The sequence below is a fragment of the Streptomyces sp. NBC_01334 genome (genome assembly GCF_035983595.1).
GTDB classification, from domain to species: domain Bacteria; phylum Actinomycetota; class Actinomycetes; order Streptomycetales; family Streptomycetaceae; genus Streptomyces; species Streptomyces coriariae.
Genome location: NZ_CP130718.1, coordinates 8,338,103 through 8,360,884, shown reverse-complemented (window position 1 = coordinate 8,360,884; position 22,782 = coordinate 8,338,103). Strand labels below are relative to the sequence as shown.

15 protein-coding genes are annotated in these 22,782 nt (G+C 73.5%); 8 read left to right on the top strand and 7 right to left on the bottom strand.

Annotation, left to right across the window (positions count from 1 at the left end):
• Nucleotides 1-10 precede the first annotated feature (10 nt).
• The gene (locus tag OG736_RS37255) at nucleotides 11-1,375 is read right to left on the bottom strand and encodes an FAD-dependent oxidoreductase (protein WP_327186338.1); all 1,365 of its coding nucleotides are present in this window, start codon (nucleotides 1,373-1,375) and stop codon (nucleotides 11-13) included.
• Nucleotides 1,372-2,811 (bottom strand): FGGY family carbohydrate kinase, encoded by a 1,440-nt coding sequence (locus OG736_RS37250; RefSeq protein WP_327186337.1) that lies wholly within the window; start codon nucleotides 2,809-2,811, stop codon nucleotides 1,372-1,374. Before OG736_RS37250 ends, OG736_RS37255 begins: the two co-directional genes overlap by 4 nt.
• Nucleotides 2,812-3,119: 308 nt before the next feature.
• Here OG736_RS37250 and OG736_RS37245 point away from each other — a divergent pair, with 308 nt between their 5' ends.
• The 3 genes from OG736_RS37245 (at nucleotide 3,120) to OG736_RS37235 (ending at nucleotide 7,078) form a co-directional block, all read left to right on the top strand.
• Entirely contained in the window at nucleotides 3,120-4,115 is a 996-nt protein-coding gene (locus OG736_RS37245; RefSeq protein WP_327186336.1) for a hypothetical protein, read from the top strand.
• 113 nt (nucleotides 4,116-4,228) lie between these two features.
• A complete protein-coding gene (locus tag OG736_RS37240; RefSeq protein ID WP_327186335.1) occupies nucleotides 4,229-5,779 on the top strand; it encodes an amino acid permease in 1,551 nt (516 codons plus the stop codon).
• Between the two features lie 201 nt (nucleotides 5,780-5,980).
• Nucleotides 5,981-7,078: a mechanosensitive ion channel family protein gene (locus OG736_RS37235; protein WP_327186334.1), complete on the top strand. Its 1,098-nt coding sequence runs from the start codon at nucleotides 5,981-5,983 to the stop codon at nucleotides 7,076-7,078.
• A 27-nt stretch (nucleotides 7,079-7,105) separates the two neighbouring features.
• Here the strand turns inward: OG736_RS37235 and OG736_RS37230 are convergent, their stop codons facing one another.
• Nucleotides 7,106-8,641 (bottom strand): M1 family metallopeptidase, encoded by a 1,536-nt coding sequence (locus tag OG736_RS37230; protein ID WP_442817118.1) that lies wholly within the window; start codon nucleotides 8,639-8,641, stop codon nucleotides 7,106-7,108.
• A 228-nt stretch (nucleotides 8,642-8,869) separates the two neighbouring features.
• Here OG736_RS37230 and OG736_RS37225 point away from each other — a divergent pair, with 228 nt between their 5' ends.
• Nucleotides 8,870-11,089, top strand: a complete 2,220-nt coding sequence (locus OG736_RS37225; RefSeq protein ID WP_327186332.1) for an NADP-dependent isocitrate dehydrogenase — start codon at nucleotides 8,870-8,872, stop codon at nucleotides 11,087-11,089.
• 279 nt (nucleotides 11,090-11,368) lie between these two features.
• A complete protein-coding gene (locus OG736_RS37220) occupies nucleotides 11,369-12,169 on the top strand; it encodes an N-formylglutamate amidohydrolase (protein ID WP_327186331.1) in 801 nt (266 codons plus the stop codon).
• A 235-nt stretch (nucleotides 12,170-12,404) separates the two neighbouring features.
• On the opposite strand, the gene OG736_RS37215 is transcribed toward OG736_RS37220, so the two are convergent.
• From OG736_RS37215 to OG736_RS37205, 3 genes are all read right to left on the bottom strand, one after another.
• Nucleotides 12,405-12,902, bottom strand: a complete 498-nt coding sequence (locus OG736_RS37215) for a hypothetical protein (protein WP_442817117.1) — start codon at nucleotides 12,900-12,902, stop codon at nucleotides 12,405-12,407.
• A gap of 5 nt (nucleotides 12,903-12,907) precedes the next feature.
• On the bottom strand, nucleotides 12,908-13,483 hold the full coding sequence (locus tag OG736_RS37210) for an RNA polymerase sigma factor (protein ID WP_020127476.1): 576 nt from the start codon (nucleotides 13,481-13,483) through the stop codon (nucleotides 12,908-12,910).
• 70 nt (nucleotides 13,484-13,553) lie between these two features.
• Complete coding sequence (locus OG736_RS37205; RefSeq protein ID WP_327186330.1) at nucleotides 13,554-14,990, bottom strand: S8/S53 family peptidase; 1,437 nt, start codon at nucleotides 14,988-14,990, stop codon at nucleotides 13,554-13,556.
• 209 nt (nucleotides 14,991-15,199) lie between these two features.
• On the opposite strand from OG736_RS37205, the gene OG736_RS37200 reads away from it, so the two are divergent.
• Nucleotides 15,200-17,818, top strand: a complete 2,619-nt coding sequence (locus OG736_RS37200) for a CHAT domain-containing protein (protein WP_327186329.1) — start codon at nucleotides 15,200-15,202, stop codon at nucleotides 17,816-17,818.
• Between the two features lie 217 nt (nucleotides 17,819-18,035).
• Here OG736_RS37200 and OG736_RS37195 read toward each other — a convergent pair whose 3' ends face one another.
• Complete coding sequence (locus tag OG736_RS37195; RefSeq protein ID WP_327187816.1) at nucleotides 18,036-19,955, bottom strand: LuxR family transcriptional regulator AbsR2; 1,920 nt, start codon at nucleotides 19,953-19,955, stop codon at nucleotides 18,036-18,038.
• A 78-nt stretch (nucleotides 19,956-20,033) separates the two neighbouring features.
• On the opposite strand from OG736_RS37195, the gene absR1 reads away from it, so the two are divergent.
• A complete protein-coding gene (gene absR1, locus OG736_RS37190; protein WP_327186328.1) occupies nucleotides 20,034-21,119 on the top strand; it encodes a beta-glucuronidase AbsR1 in 1,086 nt (361 codons plus the stop codon).
• Between the two features lie 196 nt (nucleotides 21,120-21,315).
• Nucleotides 21,316-22,773, top strand: coding sequence for an MFS transporter (locus OG736_RS37185; RefSeq protein WP_327186327.1), 1,458 nt, complete (start codon nucleotides 21,316-21,318; stop codon nucleotides 22,771-22,773).
• The last annotated feature ends 9 nt before the right edge of the window (nucleotides 22,774-22,782 follow it).

Below are 22,782 nucleotides of genomic sequence, written 5' to 3'. Positions count from 1 at the left end.
TCCGGGCCGGTCATGTCCGGGCCTCCTCCAGCAGGGCCCGCACGGCCGCCCCGCAGTGGAAGCCCTGGCAGCGGCCCGCGCGGGCCCGGGTGCGGCGGCGCAGTCCGTCGAGGGTGCGCGGCGGGATCGTGTCGGCGAGGGCGTCGCGGATCTCGCCCCGGGAGACGCGTTCGCAGTGGCAGACGAGGATGCCGTGCTCGGGGCCGGTCCGCTGCCGGTCCATCCGGATCGGTCGCAGGGCGCGCACCGGTCCCGGGTCGAGGCCGGTCCCGGTCTCGAGCAGGCCGACGACATGGGCGGCGATGGCGAGGGACGCGGTCAGACCGGTGGAGCGGATCCCGCCGACGGTGACAACGGCCCGACCGGGGTGGGCGGTGATGCGGTAGTCGTCGTGCTCGGTGGCGGCGCGCAGTCCGGCGTAGACGGCGGTGACCTCCTCGTCGAGGAGCCCGGGCAGGATGCGGCGGCCCTGCGCGCGCAGCCCCGCGAGGCCGTCGGCCGTGGAGTGCGTGGCCCGTTTGTCGTCCAGGTCCTCGGCGGTGGGGCCGAGCAGGACGTTGCCGTACACGGTGGGGGCGACCAGGACGCCCTTGCCGAGGGCCGTGGGAACGGGCAGCAGGATATGGTGGACGAGATCGCGGGCGAAGGTGTCGAAGACGATGAGCTGGCCGCGGCGCGGGGTGACGGTGAAGTCGTCGTGGCCGAGCAGCCGGTCGAGCGCATCGGCGTGCAGACCGGCCGCGTTGACGAGGAAGCGGGCGCGCAGGGTGCCCCGGCCGGTGTCGATCACATGCGTGTCGCCCTGCCGGTCCACCTGTCGGACAGGAGAGTCGAGGTGCAGGTCCACGCCGTGCCGCACGGCCTGGGTGGCGTACGCAAGCGGGGTCGTCCAGGGGCAGATGACGCTCTCGCCGGGCACGTGCAGGGCGCCGAGCGCGCCGGGTCCCAAGTGCGGTTCGCGCGCGTACAGTTCGGCGGACCCGATCAGGCGCGCGTCCTTGTACTCGTTGCGCTCGGCCTTCTCCGCCAGGTGGGGCAGGACGGCGAGCTGCTCCTCGTCCCAGGCCACGAGCAGCGCGCCGACCGGCTCGACAGGGATGCCGGACTCGGCGGCGTACGCGGCGAGCAGGGCGGCGCCCTCGCGGACCAGGCGGGCCTCCAGCGAGCCGGGGACCGCGTCGAAACCGGTGTGCAGGATCGCGGTGTTGGCCTTGGACGTGCCCTGGCCGATGTCGTCCTGGGCCTCGACGAGGGCGACCTTCAGGCGGGGCCGGCGGGCGAGTTCGCGGGCGACGGCGCAGCCGACGACCCCGGCGCCGACGATCGCGACGTCGTACGGCGCCGTGGGCAGCGGCCCCTCGTAGGTCACCGTCATGCCGGCTCCCTTTCCAGCAACACACCCACGGCGGCGCGGAATTCGCCCAGTCTCCGAGCCGCCTCCGCCGCCGGGACGCGCGGCTCGTACACGGCCGAGGGCCTGCTGTCGGGCAGCGCGTCGGCGATGCTCAGACCGGGGGTGACGCCGAGGCGGGCCAGGGCGCCCGCGCCGAGGGCGGTCGCGTCGGGCAGCGGGGACACCTCGACGCGGCACTGCGCCAGGTCGGCCTGGGTCTGCATGAGCAGGGCCGAGCGGGTCAGGCCGCCGTCGACCCGCAGGGTGGACACGGGCGCGCCGAGGTCGGCCGCCGCGGCCTCGGCCAGCTCCACGATCTGTGCGGCCAGGCCCTCGCACAGGGCGCGCACCAGGTGCCCCGGGGTGGTGTCCAGGCCGAGTCCGGTGAGGGAGCCGCGCAGGTCGCCGCGCCACCAGGGGGCGGCGAGTCCTGCGAGGGCGGGGACGAAGGTGACGCCGCCGCTGTCGGGCGCGGTGGCGCCGACGGTGTCGAGGTCGGCGGCGCCCTGGATGACACCGAGGCCGGTGAGCCAGCGCACGGCGGAGGCGGCGGTGTACACCTGGCCGTCGAGACAGTAGGCGGTGCGTCCGCCGAGCCGCCAGGCGACGCAGCCGACCAGTCCGGAGGCGCTGCGGAGGGCCGTGTCGCCGGTGGGGGCGAGGAGGAACGCCCCTGTGCCGTAGGTGCATTTGACGACGCCGGGTGTGGTGACGCGTTGGGCGAGCAGAGCGGCCTGCTGGTCGACGGCGAGGCCGGTGAGCGGGATCTCCGGGCCGAACGCGCGGGTCGTGCCGACCGGCCGCGCGTTGTCGACGATGTCCGGGAGCCGTTCGCCGGACAGGCCGTAGAGGTCGAGGGCGCGCGGCGACCACCGCGTGCGGTCCAGGTCGAGCAGTTGGGTGCGGCCCGCGGTGGCGGCGTCGGTGACGTAGGCGCCGGTGAGGCGGTGGACGAGCCAGGCGTCGCTGGTGGTGACGACTCCCTCGGCGGTGAGGTGACGTCGAATCCAGGCCATCTTGGGGGCGGCGAAGTACGGGTCCAGGGGCAGGCCGGTGAGTTGGCGCAACTCCTCGGCGTGCGACTCCAGTTCAGCGCAGACGGAAGCGGCCCGGCGGTCCTGCCAGACGAGGGCGTCGGTGAGCGGGCGGCCGGTGGCCGGGGCCCAGGCGAGGACGGTCTCCCCCTGGTTGGCGAGGCCGAGCGCCACGACGGGTTCGCGAGCCTCGGCCAGCGCGTGGCGGCCCGCGGCGACGACCGAGTCGTACAGCGCGCCGGGGTCGACCTCGGCCAGTCCGCCGGCTGTGTGGCGGGGCTGCACGGCGGCGAACCCGGTGCCGATCACGCCGCGTTCGGGGCAGATCACCAGGGCCTTGGTGCCGGAGGTGCCCTGGTCGACGGCGAGTACCGGACCCGTCATCGTGCCCTCCCTCGGTGATCGTCGGGTGATCACGGGGCGACAGCCTGCCGTCGGGCCACGGGTCCCGTCAAGAGGCCCCCGACCAGCGGCGACCCGGCCGTCGTTCGCTGGCTGATGGCCAGTCAAATGCGGTGTGCAAAAGGAGAGTTGGATCCAGCGGGAAACGCATGTGACGCGTTTCCCGCGCCTCTATAGTGACGCCGACCGACGCGATCTCCTCACCCGCCGCTCCATCCGCCGCCCCGAGGAGGGCTGTTGTTACTCCACCCTGCCGTCGTGCCGGTACCACGCCCGCGGGCGGGTGGCTGATGGCGAGAGACGGAGCACGCCCGGCCTACGACCCAGCCGGGCACGACGCCGATCTGCGTGCCGCGCTCCAGGAGGTCCGCACCGGGCGCTGGCTGTCGATGCGCGTCCTTCTGGAGCGCACCACGGCGTGGTGCCAGTGGACGCGGCGCACCCAGGTGCTGGCCGCCGCGGCGGCCGGGACGGACGTGGTGCGGGCCTGGCTGGCCGAGGAGCCGCACAGTGTGCCGGCCACGGTGATGCAGGCCCGGGTCGCCGTCGAGCGGGCGCTGCGGGCGCATCGTGAACGCCATCTGCGTACGCACGAACTGTGGATCGAGGCCTGGGACCTGAGCCAGTCGGCGGCCCGGACGGCGCCGCCGGACCCGGTGCCGTGGGTGTGTCTGCTGGCGCTGGCCCAGCTGGACCGCAAGCTGCTGTGGGCGGAGCACCGGGCGGAGCCGCCCGAGCCGGGCCTTCCGCCGGGCCCGTGGGGGCTGCTGGACGAGGCCGTCCGACGTGACCCGCACAACCGCGAGGCGCACCACCGCATGCTCCAGTTCCTGTACACGCAGGCGGGTTCCGGGCGGCTGGCCGGGGCGGCGGGCTTCGCGCACCGGGTCGCGGACACCGCACCGCCGGGTTCCGCGCTGCACGTCCTGCCCCTCTACGTGCGGGCCGAGCGCTACCGGCGCGGCGGCGGGCGCGGCGCCGCCCTGGACCTGCACTGGGTGGCGGAAGACGCGACCCGGGAGGCGCTGCGGGCACGGGAGGGGTGGTTCGACCGCGCCGGTCCCGCCGAACGCTCGCCGCTCGACCTCAACCACCTGGCGCACGCCCTGTGGGGAGCGCTCCGCTTCGCCGAAGCGGCCGAGGTGTTCGACGCGATCGGCCCGTACTGCACGCCGCTTCCCTGGGCGTACCGCGCCCCGGCCCCGGGGGATCACGCGGAGGCCGTGCAGGTGTTCCTCCAGGCCCGTACGCGCAGTCGGCCTCCGGCGCGGGGGCCTGGTTCCTGACGCCGTCCGCGTCCCCTGCTCATCACCTTCCACTCCCCCACCTTCCGCTCCCCCCACTCCCTCCCCTTCTGCCCCGCGCTCAGTTGCGGCCCATCCGTCTCCGGAGGTTTGTCATGTCCAGCATCCCCGACCCCGCGGCCCGGCCCGCCTTACCCGCCGCACCCGCCGCACCCGGTCCCGACGAGGAGCAGCGGCTGCGCGAACTCGGATACCGGCCGGTGCTGGCCCGCCGGATGGGCGGCTTCGGCAACTTCGCGATCAGCTTCTCCGTGATCTCGATCCTGTCCGGCTGCATGACCCTGTACGGCTTCGGCATGGGCGCGGGCGGCCCCGCGGTGATGCTCTGGGGCTGGGCGGGCGTCGGCCTGTTCGTGCTCTGCGTCGGGCTCGCGCTGGCCGAGGTCACCAGCGCCTACCCGACCTCCGGCGCCCTGTACTACATGGCCGACCGGCTCGGCGGCCGGCGCTGGGGCTGGTACACCGGCTGGCTGAACCTGCTCGGCCTGCTCGGCGCGATCGCCGGCATCGACTACGGCGCCGCGCTCTTCGTGGGCGCGTTCGCCAATCTCCGCTGGGGTTTCGAGCCGACGCCGGAGAAGACGATGCTGATCTTCGTGGCGATCCTGCTGCTGCACGCCGTGCTGAACCTGTTCGGCGTCCGCCTGGTCAGCGTCCTCAACTCCGTCTCCGTCTGGTGGCACCTGGCGGGTGTGGGACTGATCGTCGGCGCGCTGTGGATCGTCCCGGACCACCACCGGTCGCCGTCGTTCGTGTTCACCGAGTTCGTGAACGACACCGGCTGGCACAACCCGGTGTACGTGGCCGCGATCGGGCTGCTGCTGGCCCAGTACACGTTCTCCGGCTACGACGCCTCGGCCCACCTCTCCGAGGAGACCTCCAACGCCTCGGTGGCGGCCGCCAAGGGCATCGTGCGCTCCATCTGGGTGTCGTGGCTCGCGGGCTTCGCGCTGCTGGCGGGGCTGACCTTCGCCGTCCAGGACTACGCCGCCACCCGCGCCACCGCCACCGGCGTGCCGCCCGCGCAGATCCTCCTCGACGGGCTGGGCACGGACGGCGCGAGCGCGCTGCTGGTCGTGGTGATCACCGCCCAGCTGTTCTGCGGGAACGCCGAGGTCGCCGCCGCCAGCCGGATGGTCTTCGCGTTCAGCCGGGACCGGGCCCTGCCCGGCTCGGATCTGTGGCGCAAGGTCAGCAGCCGTACCCAGACGCCGGTCGCCGCCGTGTGGCTGTCGGTGGCGGTCGCGGGTGTGCTCGCCCTGCCGTCCCTGTACTCGGCGACGGCGTACGGCGCGGTCACCGCCATCAACGTCATCGGCATCACGCCCGCGTACGCCATCCCGGTGCTGCTGCGGCTGCGCGCCGGGGACCGTTTCCGGCCGGGTCCATGGCATCTGGGCCGCTGGAGCCGTCCGGTCGGATGGGTCGCCGTGGTGTGGGTGGCCTGTGTGACGGTGCTGTTCTGCCTGCCCCAGTCGTCGCCGGTGACGGTGGACACGATGAACTACGCGTCCGTGGCGCTGGCCGTCGTACTGCTCCTCGCCACGGTGTGGTGGTTCGTGGCCCGCCGTTCGTACGGGACGCCCACCACAGCGGCCTACGGATCGGACCGCGAGCAGGCCGAACTGGCCGAGGGAATCGTCTGAGCTGCGGGATCCCGCCACCGCGACCGGATCCTCGGGTACGAACTCCCGTGCCGGATACGGCAGGATGAGCGGTCGCGCCCGCTCCGCGAACGGCGGGCGCGACCGCACATCCCGGAACCGAACAGGTGACATCGTGACGAGACTTCACATCCGGCCGTCGGCGACCCCCCGTGCCGCGGATCGACTTCCCGGAGGTGACCGGTGAACCGCGCCCTGACCCTGGACGACGCAGTCATCGCCGGAATCGCCCTGGCCACCGGCCTGTTGGCCGCCTTCCTGTCACGCACGCTGCTGCGCTGGCTGGCGAAGCACGCCAAGCGCACGAGGTGGAGCGGCGACGACGTCGTCGTGGACGCGCTGCGCACGGTGGTGCCGTGGTCCATGATCGCCGGTGGCGCGGCGGCCGCGGCCGCGGTGCTGCCGCTGACGAAGGCCGTCCAGCACACCGTCAACCAGTGTCTGACGGTGCTGCTGATCTTCGTGGTGACCGTGTCCGCGGCGCGGGTCGTCGCCGGGCTCGTGCAGTCGGTGACCTCCTCGCGCTCCGGAGTCGCCGGGTCGGCCACGATCTTCGTGAACATCACCCGGATCCTGGTCCTGGCGATCGGCTTCCTGGTGGTGCTCCAGACGCTGGGCATCTCCATAGCCCCGCTGCTCACCGCCCTGGGCGTCGGCGGTCTGGCCGTCGCGCTGGCCCTCCAGGACACCCTCGCGAACCTGTTCGCGGGCATCCACATCCTGGCCTCCAAGACCGTCCAGCGCGGTGACTACATCAAGCTGAGCAGCGGTGAGGAGGGCTACGTCGAGGACATCAACTGGCGTCAGACGACCGTCCGCGCCCTCTCCAACAACCTCGTCGTCATCCCCAACGGGCAGCTCGCCAAGACGAACATGACCAACTACATGCGTCCCGAGCAGCAGTTGACGATCCTGGTGCAGGTGGGCGTGGCCTACGACAGTGACCTGGAGCAGGTGGAACGGGTGACCTCGGAGGTCATCGCGGAGGTCATGACGGGCGTCGACGGCGCCCTCCCGGACCACGAACCCGCCATCCGCTTCCACACCTTCGGCGACTCGCGGATCGGCTTCACGGTGATCCTGGGCGTCGGCGAGTTCAGCGACCAGTACCGGATCAAGCACGAGTTCATCAAGCGGCTGCACCGCCGCTACCGCGAGGAGGGCATCCGGATCCCGGCGCCGGCCCGCACGGTGGCGTTGCAGTCGGGCACGGTCGTCATCCCGCAGCAGCGGACCGGCGACGACTTCGTGCAGGGCGGGATGACCGCCCTGCACGACTGACGGCGGCCGAGGGCGTCGGCCGCCGGGTCAGAGCGTGGCCGAGTTCTCGTGCCGGCCCGCGCCCGCCTGCCGGCGGGGGGCGGTGAGGGACGGCGTCACCGGGGTGACCGTCCAGTCCGGATGGCCGGGCATCCTCGGTGTCGTCGTGCCGTACAGCCAGTCCCGCAGGAAGCCGGACACGTCCTGCCCGCTGGTGTGCGAGGCGATGGCGATGTAGTCCTCCGTCGACGCCGAGGAGTTGCGGTGGCGGGCCAGGAAGGCCCGCTCGACCGCGTGGAAGGCGTCCTCGCCGATGAGCTGCCGCAGCGCGTACAGGACGAGGACGCCGCCCAGGTAGCGCTGGCTGTCGAAGAGGTTGACCGCGTTCGGCGCGGCGACCGGGCCGGAGCTCTTGCGCCACTGGTCGCCGCGCGCGTAGGTGTCCTTCATCCGGGCCTCGAAGGTGGTCAGGCCCAGGGAGTCCGCCCAGCCCCGCTCGTAGCGGTAGAGCAGCCCGTAGAAGTCGGCGTGGCCCTCGTTGAGCCACAGGTCGGCCCAGGTGGCGGGGCTGACACTGTTCCCGAAGTAGGAGTGGACCAGCTCGTGCATCATGTGCGAGCCGATCTTCGGCTCCGCCTGGAGCAGGTAGTTCGGCTTGTACAGGGTGAGGGTCTGGGTCTCCAGGCCCGTGAAGTCGAAGGCGCTCGGGTCGTCGGAGTTGCAGGGCAGCAGTCCGTACGTCTCGAACGGGTAGGCCCCCAGCCGCGCCTCGATCCACTCGACCAGCCCCGGGGTGAGCGCCAGGGCGGGCTCCAGGGCCTCGGCCCGCGCGGTCGGGACGACGTCGCGCAGCGGCAGTCCGTGCGGTCCCCGGCGCTCCTTCACGACATAGTCGCCGACGGTGATCTGCACCAGTTCGGTGGCGATCGGCGAGCGGGAGCGGTAGGTGTACGCGGTCCGGTCGCCGGCCAGGTCCTCGGTGCACACCGGCGAGCCGCTCGCGACGGCCCGCAGGCCGGCGGGGACGGTGATGCGGAAGGTGAAGTCCGCCTTGTCCGACGGGTGGTCGTTGCAGGGGAAGACGGTGTGCGCCGAGTCCGGCTGGGGACAGATCGCGAACCCGTCCGCCGTCGGCACCCACGCGGTGTGCGCGAGCGCACGGCGCGGGTCCGCCGTGTACGTCACGCACACGGTGACCCGATCCCGGGCGGACAGCGGCCGGGCCGGGGTGATCCGCAGCTTTTCGTCCACCTGTTCGAACGCGGCGGTACGACCGTCGACGCGGACCGTGCGTATGTCCAGGCCCAGGGCGTCCAGCGAGAGACGGGTGAGGGCCTGGGTGGTGCGCAGCTCCAGGGTCGCCGTGGCGTCGACCAGGGCGGTCGAGGGGTCGTAGGAGAAATCGAGGTGGTAGGCGTCGACGCGATAGCCGTCGTTGCCGAGGGCCGGGAAGACGGGGTCACCGAGGGTCTCGGGAGCCGTCCCGGGGGCCGGGGCGTCATCGGTCCTCGCGCCCGCGTACGCCGTGTTTCCCCCGGCCAGAACTGCCGCCGTGCCGATCAGTGCGGCCGCCGGGGCCGTCACTCTGCTGCGATATCTCATGGTCCGCTTTCGCTCGGGCGGCCGGGTGGTCGGTCCGGCCGTCGGATGAGGTCGACGCTGTTCACCTCCATGACCACGAGAACGGACGCTTCGGTTGCCCCGCGGGACCACCCGGACATCCCGGGATGTGAGGAGACCCCTGTCGAGCCGACGCCGGTCACGAGATATCTTGATGTCGAGCAATGTTGCAGACGTGGAGCGGAGCACCCGGTGACTGACTCGACCATCATCTATACGCACACTGACGAGGCCCCGGCCCTGGCGACGTATTCCTTCCTGCCGGTGGTCCAGGCGTACGCCTCGCAGGCGGGTGTCGCCGTCCAGACGCGGGACATCTCGCTGGCCGGGCGGATCATCGCCGTGTTCCCGGAGTACCTGACCGAGGACCAGCGGATCCCGGACGCGCTGAGCGAGCTCGGTGAGCTGGCCAAGACGCCCGAGGCCAACATCATCAAGCTGCCGAACATCTCGGCGTCGATCCCGCAGCTCAAGGCCGCGGTCGCCGAGCTCCAGGCGCAGGGCTACGCGCTGCCGGCCTACCCGGACGACCCGAAGACCGACGAGGAGCGGGAGATCCAGGCCCGCTACGACAAGGTCAAGGGCTCCGCCGTGAACCCGGTCCTGCGCGAGGGCAACTCCGACCGCCGCGCCCCCGCGTCGGTCAAGAACTACGCGAAGACCCACCCGCACCGCATGGGCGCCTGGTCGCCGGAGTCCAAGACCAACGTCGCCACCATGGGCGTGGACGACTTCCGCTCCACCGAGAAGTCGGTCGTGATCTCCGAGGCCGGCTCCCTGAGGATCGAGCTGGTCGGCGACGACGGCTCGACCAAGGTGCTGCGCGAGTCGGTACCGGTCCTCGAGGGCGAGGTCGTCGACGCCTCCGTCCTGCACGTCGCGCCGCTGCGCGAGTTCCTCACCGCGCAGATCGCCCGGGCCAAGGCCGAGGGCGTGCTGTTCTCCGTGCACCTCAAGGCCACGATGATGAAGGTCTCCGACCCGATCATCTTCGGTCACGTGGTCCGCGCCTTCTTCCCGAAGACCTTCGCGCAGTACGGCCAGACGCTCGCCGCGGCCGGCCTGACCCCGAACGACGGTCTGGGCGGCATCTACAAGGGCCTGGAGTCCCTGCCGGAGGGCGCCGAGATCAAGGCCTCCTTCGACGCCGAGCTCGCCGAGGGCCCGGCGCTGGCCATGGTCGACTCCGACAAGGGCATCACCAACCTGCACGTGCCGTCCGACGTCATCGTCGACGCCTCGATGCCGGCCATGATCCGCACCTCCGGCCACATGTGGGGCCCGGACGGCCAGGAAGCCGACACCCTCGCGGTGCTGCCGGACTCCTCCTACTCCGGCGTCTACCAGGCCGTGCTCGACGACTGCCGCGCCCACGGCGCCTACGACCCGTCGACCATGGGCTCCGTCCCGAACGTCGGCCTCATGGCGCAGAAGGCCGAGGAGTACGGCAGCCACGACAAGACCTTCGAGATCCCGACCACCGGCACGGTCCGCCTCGTCGACGGGGCCGGCAACGCGCTGATCGAGCAGACGGTCTCCGCGGGCGACATCTTCCGCGCCTGCCAGACCAAGGACGCGCCGATCAAGGACTGGGTGAAGCTGGCCGTCACCCGCGCCCGCGCCACCGGCAACCCGGCCGTGTTCTGGCTGGACGAGACCCGCGCCCACGACGCCAACCTGATCGCCAAGGTCAACGCGTACCTGCCGGAGCACGACACCGAGGGCCTGGACATCCGGATCCTCAACCCGGTCGAGGCGACCAAGCTGTCGGTGGAGCGCATCCGCCGCGGCGAGGACACCATCTCCGTCACCGGCAACGTGCTGCGCGACTACCTGACCGACCTCTTCCCGATCCTGGAGCTGGGCACCAGCGCCAAGATGCTGTCGGTCGTCCCGCTGATGGCGGGCGGCGGCCTGTTCGAGACGGGCGCCGGCGGCTCCGCGCCGAAGCACGTCCAGCAGCTGGTCAGGGAGAACTACCTGCGCTGGGACTCCCTGGGCGAGTTCTTCGCGCTCGTGCCGTCCTTCGAGCAGTACGCCGAGTTCACGGGCAACACCCGTGCCAAGGTCCTCGCCGACACGCTCGACCGCGCCACGGCGACCTTCCTGAACGAGGACAAGTCCCCGACCCGTCGCGTCGGCGGCATCGACAACCGCGGCAGCCACTTCTACCTGTCCCTGTACTGGGCGCAGGAGCTGGCGGCGCAGACCGACGACGCGGACCTGGCCAAGGCCTTCGCCCCGCTCGCCGAGACCCTCGCGGCGAACGAGCGGACCATCGTCGACGAGCTGAACGCCGTCCAGGGCAAGCCCGCCGACATCGGCGGCTACTACCAGCCCGACCCGGCGAAGGCGGCGGCCTTCATGCGCCCGTCGGCCACCTGGAACGAGGCCCTGGCGTCCCTCAGCTGACGCACCGCGACACCCACCTCCGCCCCGGCCGGTCTCTCCCGGCCGGGGCGGCCGTGCGTCCGGCCCCGCCCCACCGATCCGCGACGCCCCCGACCCGGCCCCGTCCCACCGCCTTCGGCTCTCGGCTCTCGGCTCTCGGCTCTCGGCTCTCGGCTCTCGGCTCTCGGCTCTCGGGAAGCCGGCTTGCGTGACGGCGACGACTGCACATGTCACCCGGACGGGTCGATATGGCATCTTGATCATGCGCCACGCCCACCGACAACGCCCCGGAGCAGCCTCATGACCCCTGCCGCACCGTCCTTCTCCTTCCTCCCCGGCGCCGCCGAATCACCGGTGATCCTTCATGTGCCGCACTCGGCGCGGGAGATACCGGCCGGGGTGCGGGAGGGCATCGTGCTGGACGACGGGGCGCTGGAGCGCGAGCTGGACCACATCACCGACTCGCACACCGCGGAGATCGCCGAGACGGCGGCGCGGCTGGCGGGAGTGACGCCCTGGCGGTTCGTGAACCGGCTGTCGCGGCTGGTCGTCGATCCGGAGCGGTTCCCGGACGAGCGCGAGGAGATGCGGGCCGTCGGCATGGGGGCCGTGTACACGCGGACCACGCACCGCGAGGTGCTGCGGCCGCAGGGGACCGACCCCGAGCCGCTCGTCGCCCGCTACTTCCGGCCGTACGCGCAGGCGATGACCGACGCCGTCGCCGAGCGGCTGGCGGCGGTCGGACGGGCCGTGGTCGTCGATGTGCACTCCTACCCCACCGAGCCGCTGCCCTACGAGCTGCACGGCGAGGGACCGCGGCCGCCGGTCTGCCTCGGCACCGACGCCTTCCACACCCCGCCCGAGCTGCTCGCCGCCGCGCGCGAGGCGTTCGGGGAGGCGGTCGGGGAAACCGGGCTCGACAGCCCGTTCGCCGGGGCCTACGTGCCCCTGGAGCACTACGGGAAGGAACCGCGGGTGAGCGCGCTGATGGTGGAGATCCGGCGGGACACGTACATGACCGAGCCGGGCGGACCGGCCGGGCCGGGACTCACCCGGCTCGCCTCGGCGCTCGCGGCCCTCGTGGACAGCCTGTCCGCCTGACCTGCGGCCCCACGCACCCACATCGGACAGGCTGCCCGGACCCGGTGCCGGTGGGCGACACGACCGAGGAGCCCGCCGTGGCAGCCTGCCGGGCCCCCGCCACCGATGGACACCCCCCCTCGGCACGCCGCCGGCCCGCTGCCGGGACTGCGCTTCGCGGTCCCGGTCGGCCGGGTCGCCTCGCGGTGGAGGACCGTCGTCCGGGGGCCGCGGAGGCCGTCCGTCGCCGTCGGCCTCAGGCGCGCAGCCACTCCGTCACGACGACCTCCGCGTCGGTCCGCAGCCGGAGGGCGAACGGGCCGCCCGGAGGCGCCTCGCAGGCGAAGCGGCCCATGTCGTCGGCGGTGAGCGAGGCGCCCGCCCGGGGGCCGTGCAGGACCTCGATCGAGGCCGACTGGGGCGGCAGCAGCTGACCCATCAGTCCCTCGTCGGTCACCTCCACGTCGACCGTCAGCCCACCCGTGTGGAAGGTCAGCATCCGCGGCACGTCCACCGCTCCCCGTACCGGGATGGCGTCGACCAACGAGTCGAACGTCAGCTCGGCGATCCGTGCGTCCAGGTCGTGCAGCGCGTAGGCCTCGATGGCGGCCCGCCGCAGCTCGGCGGGGACCGGGTCCAGGATCGCGGCGGCCTGGCGGAGTTCCTCCTCCAGCCGGTCGTGGTCGAACTCCTCGTCGACGAAGGGGACTTCGCCGAAGATGTCGTCCTGCTCGTCGTCGTTCATACCGTTCATGCCGTTCACAGGGCTCCCCGTGCGTCGAGTCGGGCGCGCAGACGCCGCAGACATCGCTGGCGCATCGGTCCGATGCTGCCGACGGCGATGCCCAGGGCGGCCGACACCTCCTGATAACTGGGCGGCGGCGAGGCGATCAGGACCCGCAGCAGCTGCCGGCAGCGCTCGCCGAGCGCCTCGAACTCCTGCCACAGGAACCGGACCCGCTCGCTCTGCGCGGCCGCCTCCTCCGAGTCCAGGACCGACTGCTCGGGAGTCAGATCCTCGCTGGCCCGGTCGAGCAGCAGCGGATCGTCGGTCGGCGTCAGCCGCCTTAAGCTCTTGATCACTTTCAGGCACTCGTTGCGCGCGGTGCTCGCGAGCCACGAACCGGCCTTGTGCGGCTCACGGATCCGCCCGAGATGCTGGGCGAAGCGGAACCACACCGTCTGGTACACCTCGTGCCCGTCGGCGTCGGAGAGCCGATGCGCGCGCACGACCGACCACACCAATGGGCTCAGTCCGTCCACCAGCGCCTTCCAGGCCGCCGTGTCACCGTCGACGGCGGACTGGACGAGCGCGCCGACATCAGTACGGTCCACGGCCCCACCCCTCGTGTACGGCCTGTCATCGTACGCCGTGGCGGGGCACCTCTCGGACGTCATGGCGCCCTCACGCCGGACCCACCCGGGCCGGCTGCCAGGTGGGCGGAAGCAGTGCCGGTACGTGCGCACCCCGCACCTCGGCGAACTCGGAAGCGGTGGCGAGGAGTCGGCGGGCGGCGGCCCGTGGATCGGTCAGCCGGTGCGCGGTCATGTGGGCCGCGACGAGCCCGGCCACCAGGGGGGTCGCGAAGGAGGTGCCGCTCCATGACGCCAGACCCTCGAACATCACCTGGTCCGGCTTGCCCGGAGTGACCTGCTGCGCCTCGCTCAACACCCCGGTGTGGCGCGGGGAGCAGCAGGTGCAGGAGTAGCTGAAGCCGTAGCGGCAGGCCTCGTAGGTGGAGTGCTGGTAGACGTACGGGACGGGGCTGTCGAAGCCGGTGAGGGCGCTGGTGAGGCGCTCGCCGGGGGCGTAGACCTTCACCCAGGGGCCGTGGTTGCTGAAGCAGGCGCCGAACTCGCCGTCGCCGCGCAGCGCGCCCACCGACAGCACCGCGTCGGCGTACTCGGGCAGCGAGGCGTAGGCGGCGGGCCAGAAGGGCGCGGAACTGCCGTTGTTGCCGGCGGCCGCGACCAACAGGGTTCCCCGGTCCCGGAGTTCCTCCATGAACGCGGCCACGCCGAGCAGGCCGTCCACCCGGCCGTTGGAGGTGCCCGCGGAGAGGCTGATGATGTCGGGCCAGCCGTCCTGCACGGCGTCGAAGAGCCGCTCGCCGAACTCGGACTCCAGGATCGCGCCGGCGTCGTTGAGGGTGCCCCGGACGGTGACGTCGGTGTCCGGCGCGACGGCCGCGACGAGCCCGGCGATGAACGTGCCGTGGCCGACGTACTGCTGGAGGATCCCGTCCTCGTCGGTCTCCCTGACCTGGGCGTCGCCCTCGGTGCGGGCCAGCAGCGGGTAGGAGCGGTAGTCGTGGGTCAGGCCGGTGTCGATCACGAGCACGCCGACGGCGTCGGGGCTCTCCGCGCCCTCCGCGACACGGGCCGCCGGTGCCGCGGCGGGGTTGGGCCGGGCGCTGCGCGGGGCGGGCACCGGTTCGTCGCCGGGGCAGGCGTTGACGGCGATCGACACCAGGTGGTTACGGCTGATCAGACGGCGGCCGGCCCGGCCCTCCGTCTCCCGCAGCGCGCGCAGGGCACCGGCGACGGTGTGGTCGGCGCCCCGGCCGCCCTCACCGGGGTCGCCGACCCTGATCCGGGTGATGCCCGAGCGGTTGGTCTCCGGGCCCGCCCGGCGCACGTGGTCCGGGACCAGGCCCTCGGTCGCGGTGAAGTGCGAGCGGACGGCGTCCTCGACGGTCCGGGCCTCCTCGCCGTCTCGTGCGAGGACGACTCCCTTCTCGTAGATGAACTCGGCGGAGTCGTCCGGTCCCATCGCCAACGGGACGTCGGGCAGCGCACGTTGGAGATGGTCGAACTGCTCGTGGAATCGCTGTGGTGCCATGGCGTGTCCTCCCCTACAGCCGGTGGTCGACAGCAAGACCCGCGGGACGGCCGTCTGATACAGGTGGTGCGACGGCGGATGAGGGTGGTGCGGTTGCGGCCGCGCGCCCCCTCACGATGCCGATTCCGTTGACACGACGTCCAATTGTTACTGGTGGATACAGTGCCGAACCGGTGTGGCGCGCAGGCCGGAGCACTACCATCCGTGGAGTGACAGCGGGAAACGACTCGGTTCTCGAACTGCTGCCGATGGTGTTCGCCGCCCCGGGCGACGCGTTGTCGCGGGCGGAAGGCGTGCTCGACACCGATCCGACGCCGTTGCACGCCTCCGTCGCCCACCAGGTGATCGGCATCTGGCAGCGGGACTGGGGCGACATGCGTCTGGCCCTGGACCATCTGCGACGCGCCCGGGACCTCGCGGCGCGCGCGGACTCGGCGGAGCGGGAGGCGGACGTCCTCGGCACGCTCGGCGTGGCGCTGGTGCACGCGGGCCGGACCCGGCAGGGGCTCGCCGCCTTCGAGCGGGGGGTCGAGCGCGGGACCGGCCACACCCGCGCCCGCGTGATGTACCGGCGGGCCTACTCCCTGTGGGTCCTCGGCCACCATCGCGAGGCGCTGGAAGACGTACGCCGGACGATCCCCGTGCTGCGTCAGGCCGACGACGTCATCTGGACGGCCCGCGCCCTCACCCTGCGCGCCACCGTGCACCTGGCCCTCGGGGCGGTGGAGCGGGCCGAGGCGGACTTCACCGCGGCCGAGGCGCTGTGGGACACCACCGGCCAGGAGCACGACAAGGCGGACGCGGTGGAGAGCCGGGGGCTCGCCGCCTTCCGTTCCGGGGACGTGCCGGCCGCGCTGCGGCTCCTCGACGAGGCGGAGGAACGGTACGCGAAGCTGGGCACGCCGACGTTCATGCTCAACATCCGGCGCTGCGAGGTCCTGATGGCCGCCGGTCTCGCGCCTGAGGCGCTGGCCGAGGCGGACGCGGCGATCGCGGTGCTGGACGGCATCGGCGGGCAGTCCACCCGCAAGGCGGAGCTGCTGCTGACGGCCGCGAGGGCGGCGCGGCTGGCGGGCGATCCGGGGACGGCGATCGCCCGCGCGGCGGTGGCCGAGCGGCTCTTCGCGGGACAGCGGCGCACCTGGTGGGAGACGCACGCCCGGCTGGTGCTGATCGAGGCGCGGGTGGCCACCGGACGCGGCTCCGGCCGGCTGGTCGCGGATGCCGCCAGGCTCGCCGAACGGCTGGCCTCCTTCCAGGCGCCGGCCGCACCGGAGGCCTGGCTGCTCGCGGGCCGGATCGCGCTGGACCTGAACTGGACCACGGACGCCGGGCGGTACCTCCAGATCGCGGCCCGCAGCCGGCGCAGCGGGCCGCCGCTGGCACGGATGACGGGCTGGGCGGCGCAGGCGCTGTGGGCGCGGGCCACCGGCTCGGGCCGGGGCGTGCTGGAGGCCTGCCGGCGCGGGCTCGACGTCCTCGACGACCACCGGACGACGCTGGGCGCCTCGGAGCTGCGGGCCCGGGCCACCGCGCAGGGCGCCGAGCTGGCCGCGCTGGCCCAGGAGGTCAGTCTGGAGCGGGGCGGGCCGAGGCAGTTGCTGGTGTGGAGCGAGCGGTGGCGGGCGACGGCGCTGTCGACGCCGCCCACCCGGCCGCCGGCCGACCCGGCGCTGCTGAGCGGGCTGACCGCGTTCCGGGTGATCGCCGCCCGCGCGGAGGCCGCCCGGATGGACGGCAGGCCCGTGCCGACGCTCGAGCGTGAACAGCGGCGCCTGGAGCGGGAGATCCGCTCCCGGACCCTGCACATCCGCGGGGTCACGCCCTGGGGCGGCGACCGGTTCGGCGGGGACCGGTTCGACGCGGGCCGGCTGCTGGAGCGGCTCGGCGACGGGCGGCTGGTCGAACTGGCCGTACTGGACGGGCGGGTTCAGGTGTTGCTGTGCGGGGGCGGGCGGGTACGCCGGTTCCCGGGCGGGCTGCTGGCCGAGGCCGAGCGGGAGGCCGAACACGTACAGGCCGGGCTGCGGCGGCTGGCCCACCCCGGCGCGGAGGGCCGGCTGCCGGTGGTGGAGGCGGCGGGACGGAAGCTGGAGGAACTGCTGCTCGGCGAGGCGGCGAGGCACCTGGGCCCGGGTCCACTGGTCGTGGTGCCGCCGGCCCGGCTGCACCGGGTGCCGTGGGCGCTGCTGCCGTCGCTGCGGGAGCGGGTGGTCAGTGTGTCGCCGTCGGCCAGCGGCTGGCTGCGGGCGCGGGAGACCGAACCGCCCCCGGGTGGCCGGCAGGTCCTGGTACGGGGGCCGGGGCTGGCGTCCTGCGGGGCGGAGGTGCCGGAGGTCGCCGGGCGGTACGGCAGGCCGATCGTGCTGGAGCAGGAGGACGCCCATGTGTCACGGGTGCTCCAGGAGTTGGACGGGGCCGCGCTGGCGCACATCGCCGCGCACGGCACGTTCCGCGGCGACAGCCCGATGTTCTCGTCCCTGCGGATGGCGGACGGCCCGCTGATCGTCCACGACTTCGAGCGGCTCGCCCGCAGCCCGTACCGGATCATCCTCTCCAGCTGCGACACCGCCCGGCTCGCCTCGGTCGGCGCGGACGAACTCCTGGGCCTGGTCACGGCGTTGCTGCCGCTGGGCACGGCGGGTGTGCTGGCGAGCAGCGCACCCGTCAACGACGCGGCGGTCGTCCCGCTGATGCTGGCCCTGCACAAGGGCATCAGCGCGGGCCTCTCTCTGGCGGAGGCCCTGCGGGACGCCCGTGCCGCGCTGCCGGACGACGCGCTGCACCAGGCGACGGGATGGGCGTTCACGGCGTTCGGCGCGGCGTGAGACGGCCCTGGGTCGTGTCCGCGACGTAGCGCCGTCTGCCCGGCGGGCGGGGCTCGCGGCGTCCGGTGCGTGCGACCGCACGGCGGAGGGCCGCCCTCGTACCGGTTGTACGTGGGCGGCCCGGACATCCCGGCTGGGGGGTGCCCCCTCCGGGAGAGTGCGTGCCGGGCGTCGCGAGCCGCTGGGGCTTTACGGACACGACCTGAGCCCGGCCTGTTCAGGCCGGCTGCTCCACCAGGCACGGAAGGGCGCCGCGGTCGCCCGCGCCGAGCCGGGTGTAGGCGCCGTAGAGGTGGTTGCCGACGGTGCGGACGGACAGGGTGAGGCGTTCGGCGATCTGCCGGTTGCTGAGGCCGGCCGCGGCGAGGGTGACGATCTGCCGTTGGCGTGCGGTGAGTTCACCCAGGACCAGACCGGACAGGGCCGGGGTGCGGGCGCCCTGGCAGCGCCTGGCCAGGGCTACGGCGCGCGTACGGGCGGTGCGGGCCGCACCGGCGTCCCGGTGGACGCGCACCGCCTGCGCGTACGCCTCGGCCGCGAAGAGAAGGAATCCGCGCTCCTCCAGCTCGGCGGCCACCAGGTCCAGCGCCGGTCCGTCACCCCGGACCAGCGCCCGGGCGTGCCGGGCGAGGCAACCGTCGGAGGGGAGAAGCCGCACCGCGCGCCGGGGGCCGCCGAGGCGCACGGCATCGTAGGCGATGTAGGGGTCGCGGGCGTTGTAGGGGTCGCGGGGGTCACCGGTGCCGGTGCCGGGGTCGCCGGTGCCGGGGTCCTCGGTCTCGGCCTCGGTCTCGGTCTCGGTTTCTTCGAGTGTCTTCAGTGCCGTGTCGAGGTCTCCGCGGGCGGCCGCTGGCCAGGCGGCGGTGCCGGGTTGTTCGGCGAGGAGGTCGATCGGCACGCCCGTCTCGCCCGACTGGGCGGCGGCCAGGGCGAGTTCGGTGCGGCAGTGGCGGTCCTGCGGGGCGGCGGCCAGGCCCTCCCGCGCCCAGGCCGCCGCCTCGCGCAGTTCTCCCCGCAGCCGTGAGAACCGCGCGCGGACGGCGGCGTACCGCGCCGGTACCGGTTCCCCCTCGGCGACGACCCACTCCCCCACCGGCGTGGGCGTCGTCCGGACGTCGGCCCGCTCGATGCGGCGGGTCAGCTCGGCCGCCTCGGCGTCGAGGGCGGACGCGGTGGACCCTCGTCGGCCGGTGAGCCGCCGCGCGCGCAGCCGGCCGGCCTCGGCGCGCAGGACCGGGCCGTGCAGGGGGTGGGCCAGACGGACGGTCGCGTCGTCGCCGACGTCGAGGAGACCGTCCGTCTCCAGGCGTTCGAGGATCCCCAGATCCAGGGTGTCCGCCGCGAGCGGCAGCGGTTCGGCGAAGGCGAGCCGGTCGAGGATCTCGCGCTCGTCGGGGCAGCTGCGGGCGAGCACGGCGGCGGCGCGTTCCCGCAGGGCCAAGGTCACCGGGACACGGCCGCGCCAGGTCCGCTCGTCGGTGTCCGCGTCCCTGGTCAGCAGGCCCTCCTCGCACAGCGCGTCCAGCAGATCGCGCAGGAGCCGCAGATCGCCCCCGCACAGACGGTGCAGGCGGTGGACGGCGAGGGGCTCCAGGGGGCCACCCGCGCCGGCGTCGAGAAGGGGGGCGGTGTCCTCGCGGGGCAGAGGCTCCAGGGCGAGGCGGGGCAGCAGTTCGCCGGTCCACAGGCGGGCCACCGCGCCGGGCGGGCGGGCCCCGTCCGTGACGAGGACCAGCAGACGGGTGCGGCCCTGGACGGCCAACTGGTGGAGCAGGGCCGCGGAGGCGTCGTCCAGCAGATGCGCGTCGTCGACCAGCAGTTGCCGCACGCCGGTGAGGAGTTGGACCGCCCTGTGCAGGGTGACGCCCTCGGGGAGCAGGTGGGCGAAGGCGGCGAACGGCAGGTCGCGGGTCCCGGGGGTGCCGGCCACCCGGGCGCAGTCGGTGCCGCGGACCGCCTCCATGGCGAGACGGGTGCGGCCGCTGCCCGCCGGTCCGGTGATCACCATGCCGGGCCGGCCCACCGCCAAGGAGCGGCGGACGAGCGCCAGTTCCTCGTCCCGGCCCGTGAACGGCCACGGCAGTCGCAGGGTCCTGTCCTGGGGTTCGAAGGTCGTCACATCATGAGGAGTCGGCATACTCACGCCTGATACAGGGTGACTTGAGTAGCCCCCGACTCAGGCCGGGCGCCGGTCCCGCACGGCAACCTGGAACCCATGACCGCCCGTTACTGCTCGCTCGCCCAGCAGTCGGCCCCCGCCTTCGCGCCGGGGCTGGCCGCCGAGCGGCTCGGCGCGCTGATGAGCGGGCGGCGGATGTGGGTCAACGGCACGGTGCTGCACTACTGCTTCCTCGACGGCGAGAGCGACGGGTCGGTCATCGCCCTGCCGGGTTCCGGGGGGACCCGCTGGGTGTCCTGGGTCGGCGGCGAGGACCAGCGCGAGGTCGTGCGGGACTGCTTCCGCGAGTGGCGGGAGCTGGGCATCGGGGTGTACTTCGCCGAGGTCGCCGACCGCTCGGAGGCGGAGCTGCGCATCGGGTTCCAGCCGGGTGACGGCTCCTGGTCGGCGGTGGGCCGGGACGCGCTGTCGGCCGGTCTCAACGAGCGCACCATGAACTTCGGCTGGGACCTGACCGCGCCCGGGGAGCGCGCGACGGCCCTGCACGAGATCGGGCACGCGCTCGGCATGCAGCACGAACACCAGAGCCCGTTCGCCGGGCTCCACTGGGACGACGAGGCCGTGTACGCCGATCTCGCGGGCCCGCCCAACCACTGGAGCCGGGACCGGACCTGGTTCAACATCCTGCGCAAGCTGGACCCGGCCGAGGTGAACGGGTCGGTGTGGGACTCGCAGTCCGTCATGGAGTACCCCTTCTCGGCGGGGCTGATCCTGGAGCCGGAGCAGTTCCGTGGGGGTGTGCATCCGTCCGGCGGGCTGTCGCCGCTGGACAAGGAGTTCGTCCTCGGCTGGTACCCGCCGCCCGAGGGAGCGCGGCCGCCGGCGCTGGTGCCGTTCCGTTCGGTGCCGCTGTCGCTGGGGCCGGGCGAGCAGGTCGACTTCACCGTCGAGCCGCGCGAGACCCGCGAGTACACCTTCGCCACCTTCGGGGAGAGCGACTCCATGGTGGTGGTCTTCGAGGAGCGGGACGGGGAGCCCCGCTTCCTCGCGGGGCACGACGACGGAGGCACGCCGCACAACGCCACGATCAGGGTCCGGCTCGTCAGGGACCGCCGCTACTTCGTCCGCGTACGCCTGTACTCCGGCTGGGGTTCGGGCGAGACGGCGGTCATGTGCTGGTGAGCCGTCAGGCCACCCGTGAACCACAGTCCGGCGCCGGGGGAAGCGCCGGGGACGCGTCGCCTTCGGGGGAGGGGGACGCGTCCCCGGCCACACCGGGTCCGCCGTCCGCGGGCGGACCCGCCCGGCGTGTTTCCATCGTGCGAACAGGCCGGCCGGGACGGGGACAGGAGCGTCCGGGCGGTGTGAGCATGACGGCATGCTTCCGGGAGATGATCGCGCGGCCCGGCGGGTACTGACGGTTTGTCTGGCGGCCGGGGCGACGACCCTGCTGGACCAGTCGGTCCTCAACATCGCCGTCCCCGCGCTGCGCCAGTCGCTGTCCGCCGACGCGACGGACGTGCAGTGGATCGTCTCCGGCTACTCGTTGGCCTTCGGGCTCGCCCTGGTGCCGGGCGGCAGTCTGGGTGACGTACGCGGCCGCAAACACCTGTTCCTGGTCGGCCTTTCGACGTTCGTGCTGTGCGGCCTGGTCGCCGCCACCGGCACCCACCCGGTCACGGTGGTCGTGGCCCGGCTGGTGCAGGGGGCGGGTGCCGGACTGGTCAACTCCCAGGTGATCGGTACGCTCCAGGACGTCTTCCACGGCCTGGACCGGGCCCGTGCCCTCGGCCTGTACGCGGTCACCGGCGGGGTCGCGGCCGCCCTGGGCCCGGCGCTCGGCGGGGCGCTGGTCGCGCTGTGCGGTCCCGGGACGGGCTGGCGGCTGTGTCTGCTGCTGAGCGCGCCGTGCGGGGCGGTCACCCTGTGGCTGGCGGCACGCCGGCTGCCGCCGCCCCGGCGGGTCGCGGCGCCCGGTCGTCCCGACCTGTGGGGACTGCTGTGCGTGGCGGCACTGACCCTGTCGCTGATGCTCCCGTTCATCAGGACGCCGGACGACGGCGGCGCGGTCGCCCTGTGGGGAGCGGCGGCGCTTCTCGCGGCGGGCGCGCTGGTGCTGGGTCAGTGGTGGCGGGTCCGGCGGGGGCGGGTGCCGCTGGTGCACCCCTCGCTGATCCGCTCGGCCCCGTACACCCTGGGCACGCTGGTGGCGATGGCGAACTTCGGGGCCTCCCTGGCGGCCGGGCTGGTGCTGACGCTGTTCCTGCAGAGCGGGCTCGGCCTCTCGGCGCTCACCACGGCGGCCGTGACACTCCCGTCGGCGGTCGCGATGGGGGTGTCGTCGGCGGTGGCCTGGCGGGTGGTGCGGCGGATCGGCGCCCGCACCGTCACCCTCGGTCTGTCGGTGGGCGTCCTCGCCCTGCTGGGCGGGGCCCTGGCGGCGGTGACGCTGCCGCTCGCCGCGCTGCCTCTCGTGCTGGCGGCGGTCCAGGTGGCCTCGGGAGCCGGGGCCGGCCTGACCGTCTCACCCAACCAGGCGCGTGTCCTGCAGCACGCCCCGGCCGAGGCGGCCGGGGTGGCGGGCGGCATCCTCCAGATGACCCAGCGGATCGCGGCGGCGGTGTGCCTCAGCGCGGTCTCCGGGATCTACCTGCGGGGTGCGTCCTCGGCGGAGGGCGTGCCGAGGACGGCGTTCGCGGTCGCGTCGGTCGTCTGCGCGGGCCTGCTGGCGGCGGCCCTGCCGGTGAGTCTGGCGCTGCCGCGCGTTCCGTCCGGTGCGGGACGGGTGACAGGGCGGGCGGGGGCCACGGACCGTACGTCGAGCGAGGCGCCGTAGGTCGTCGGC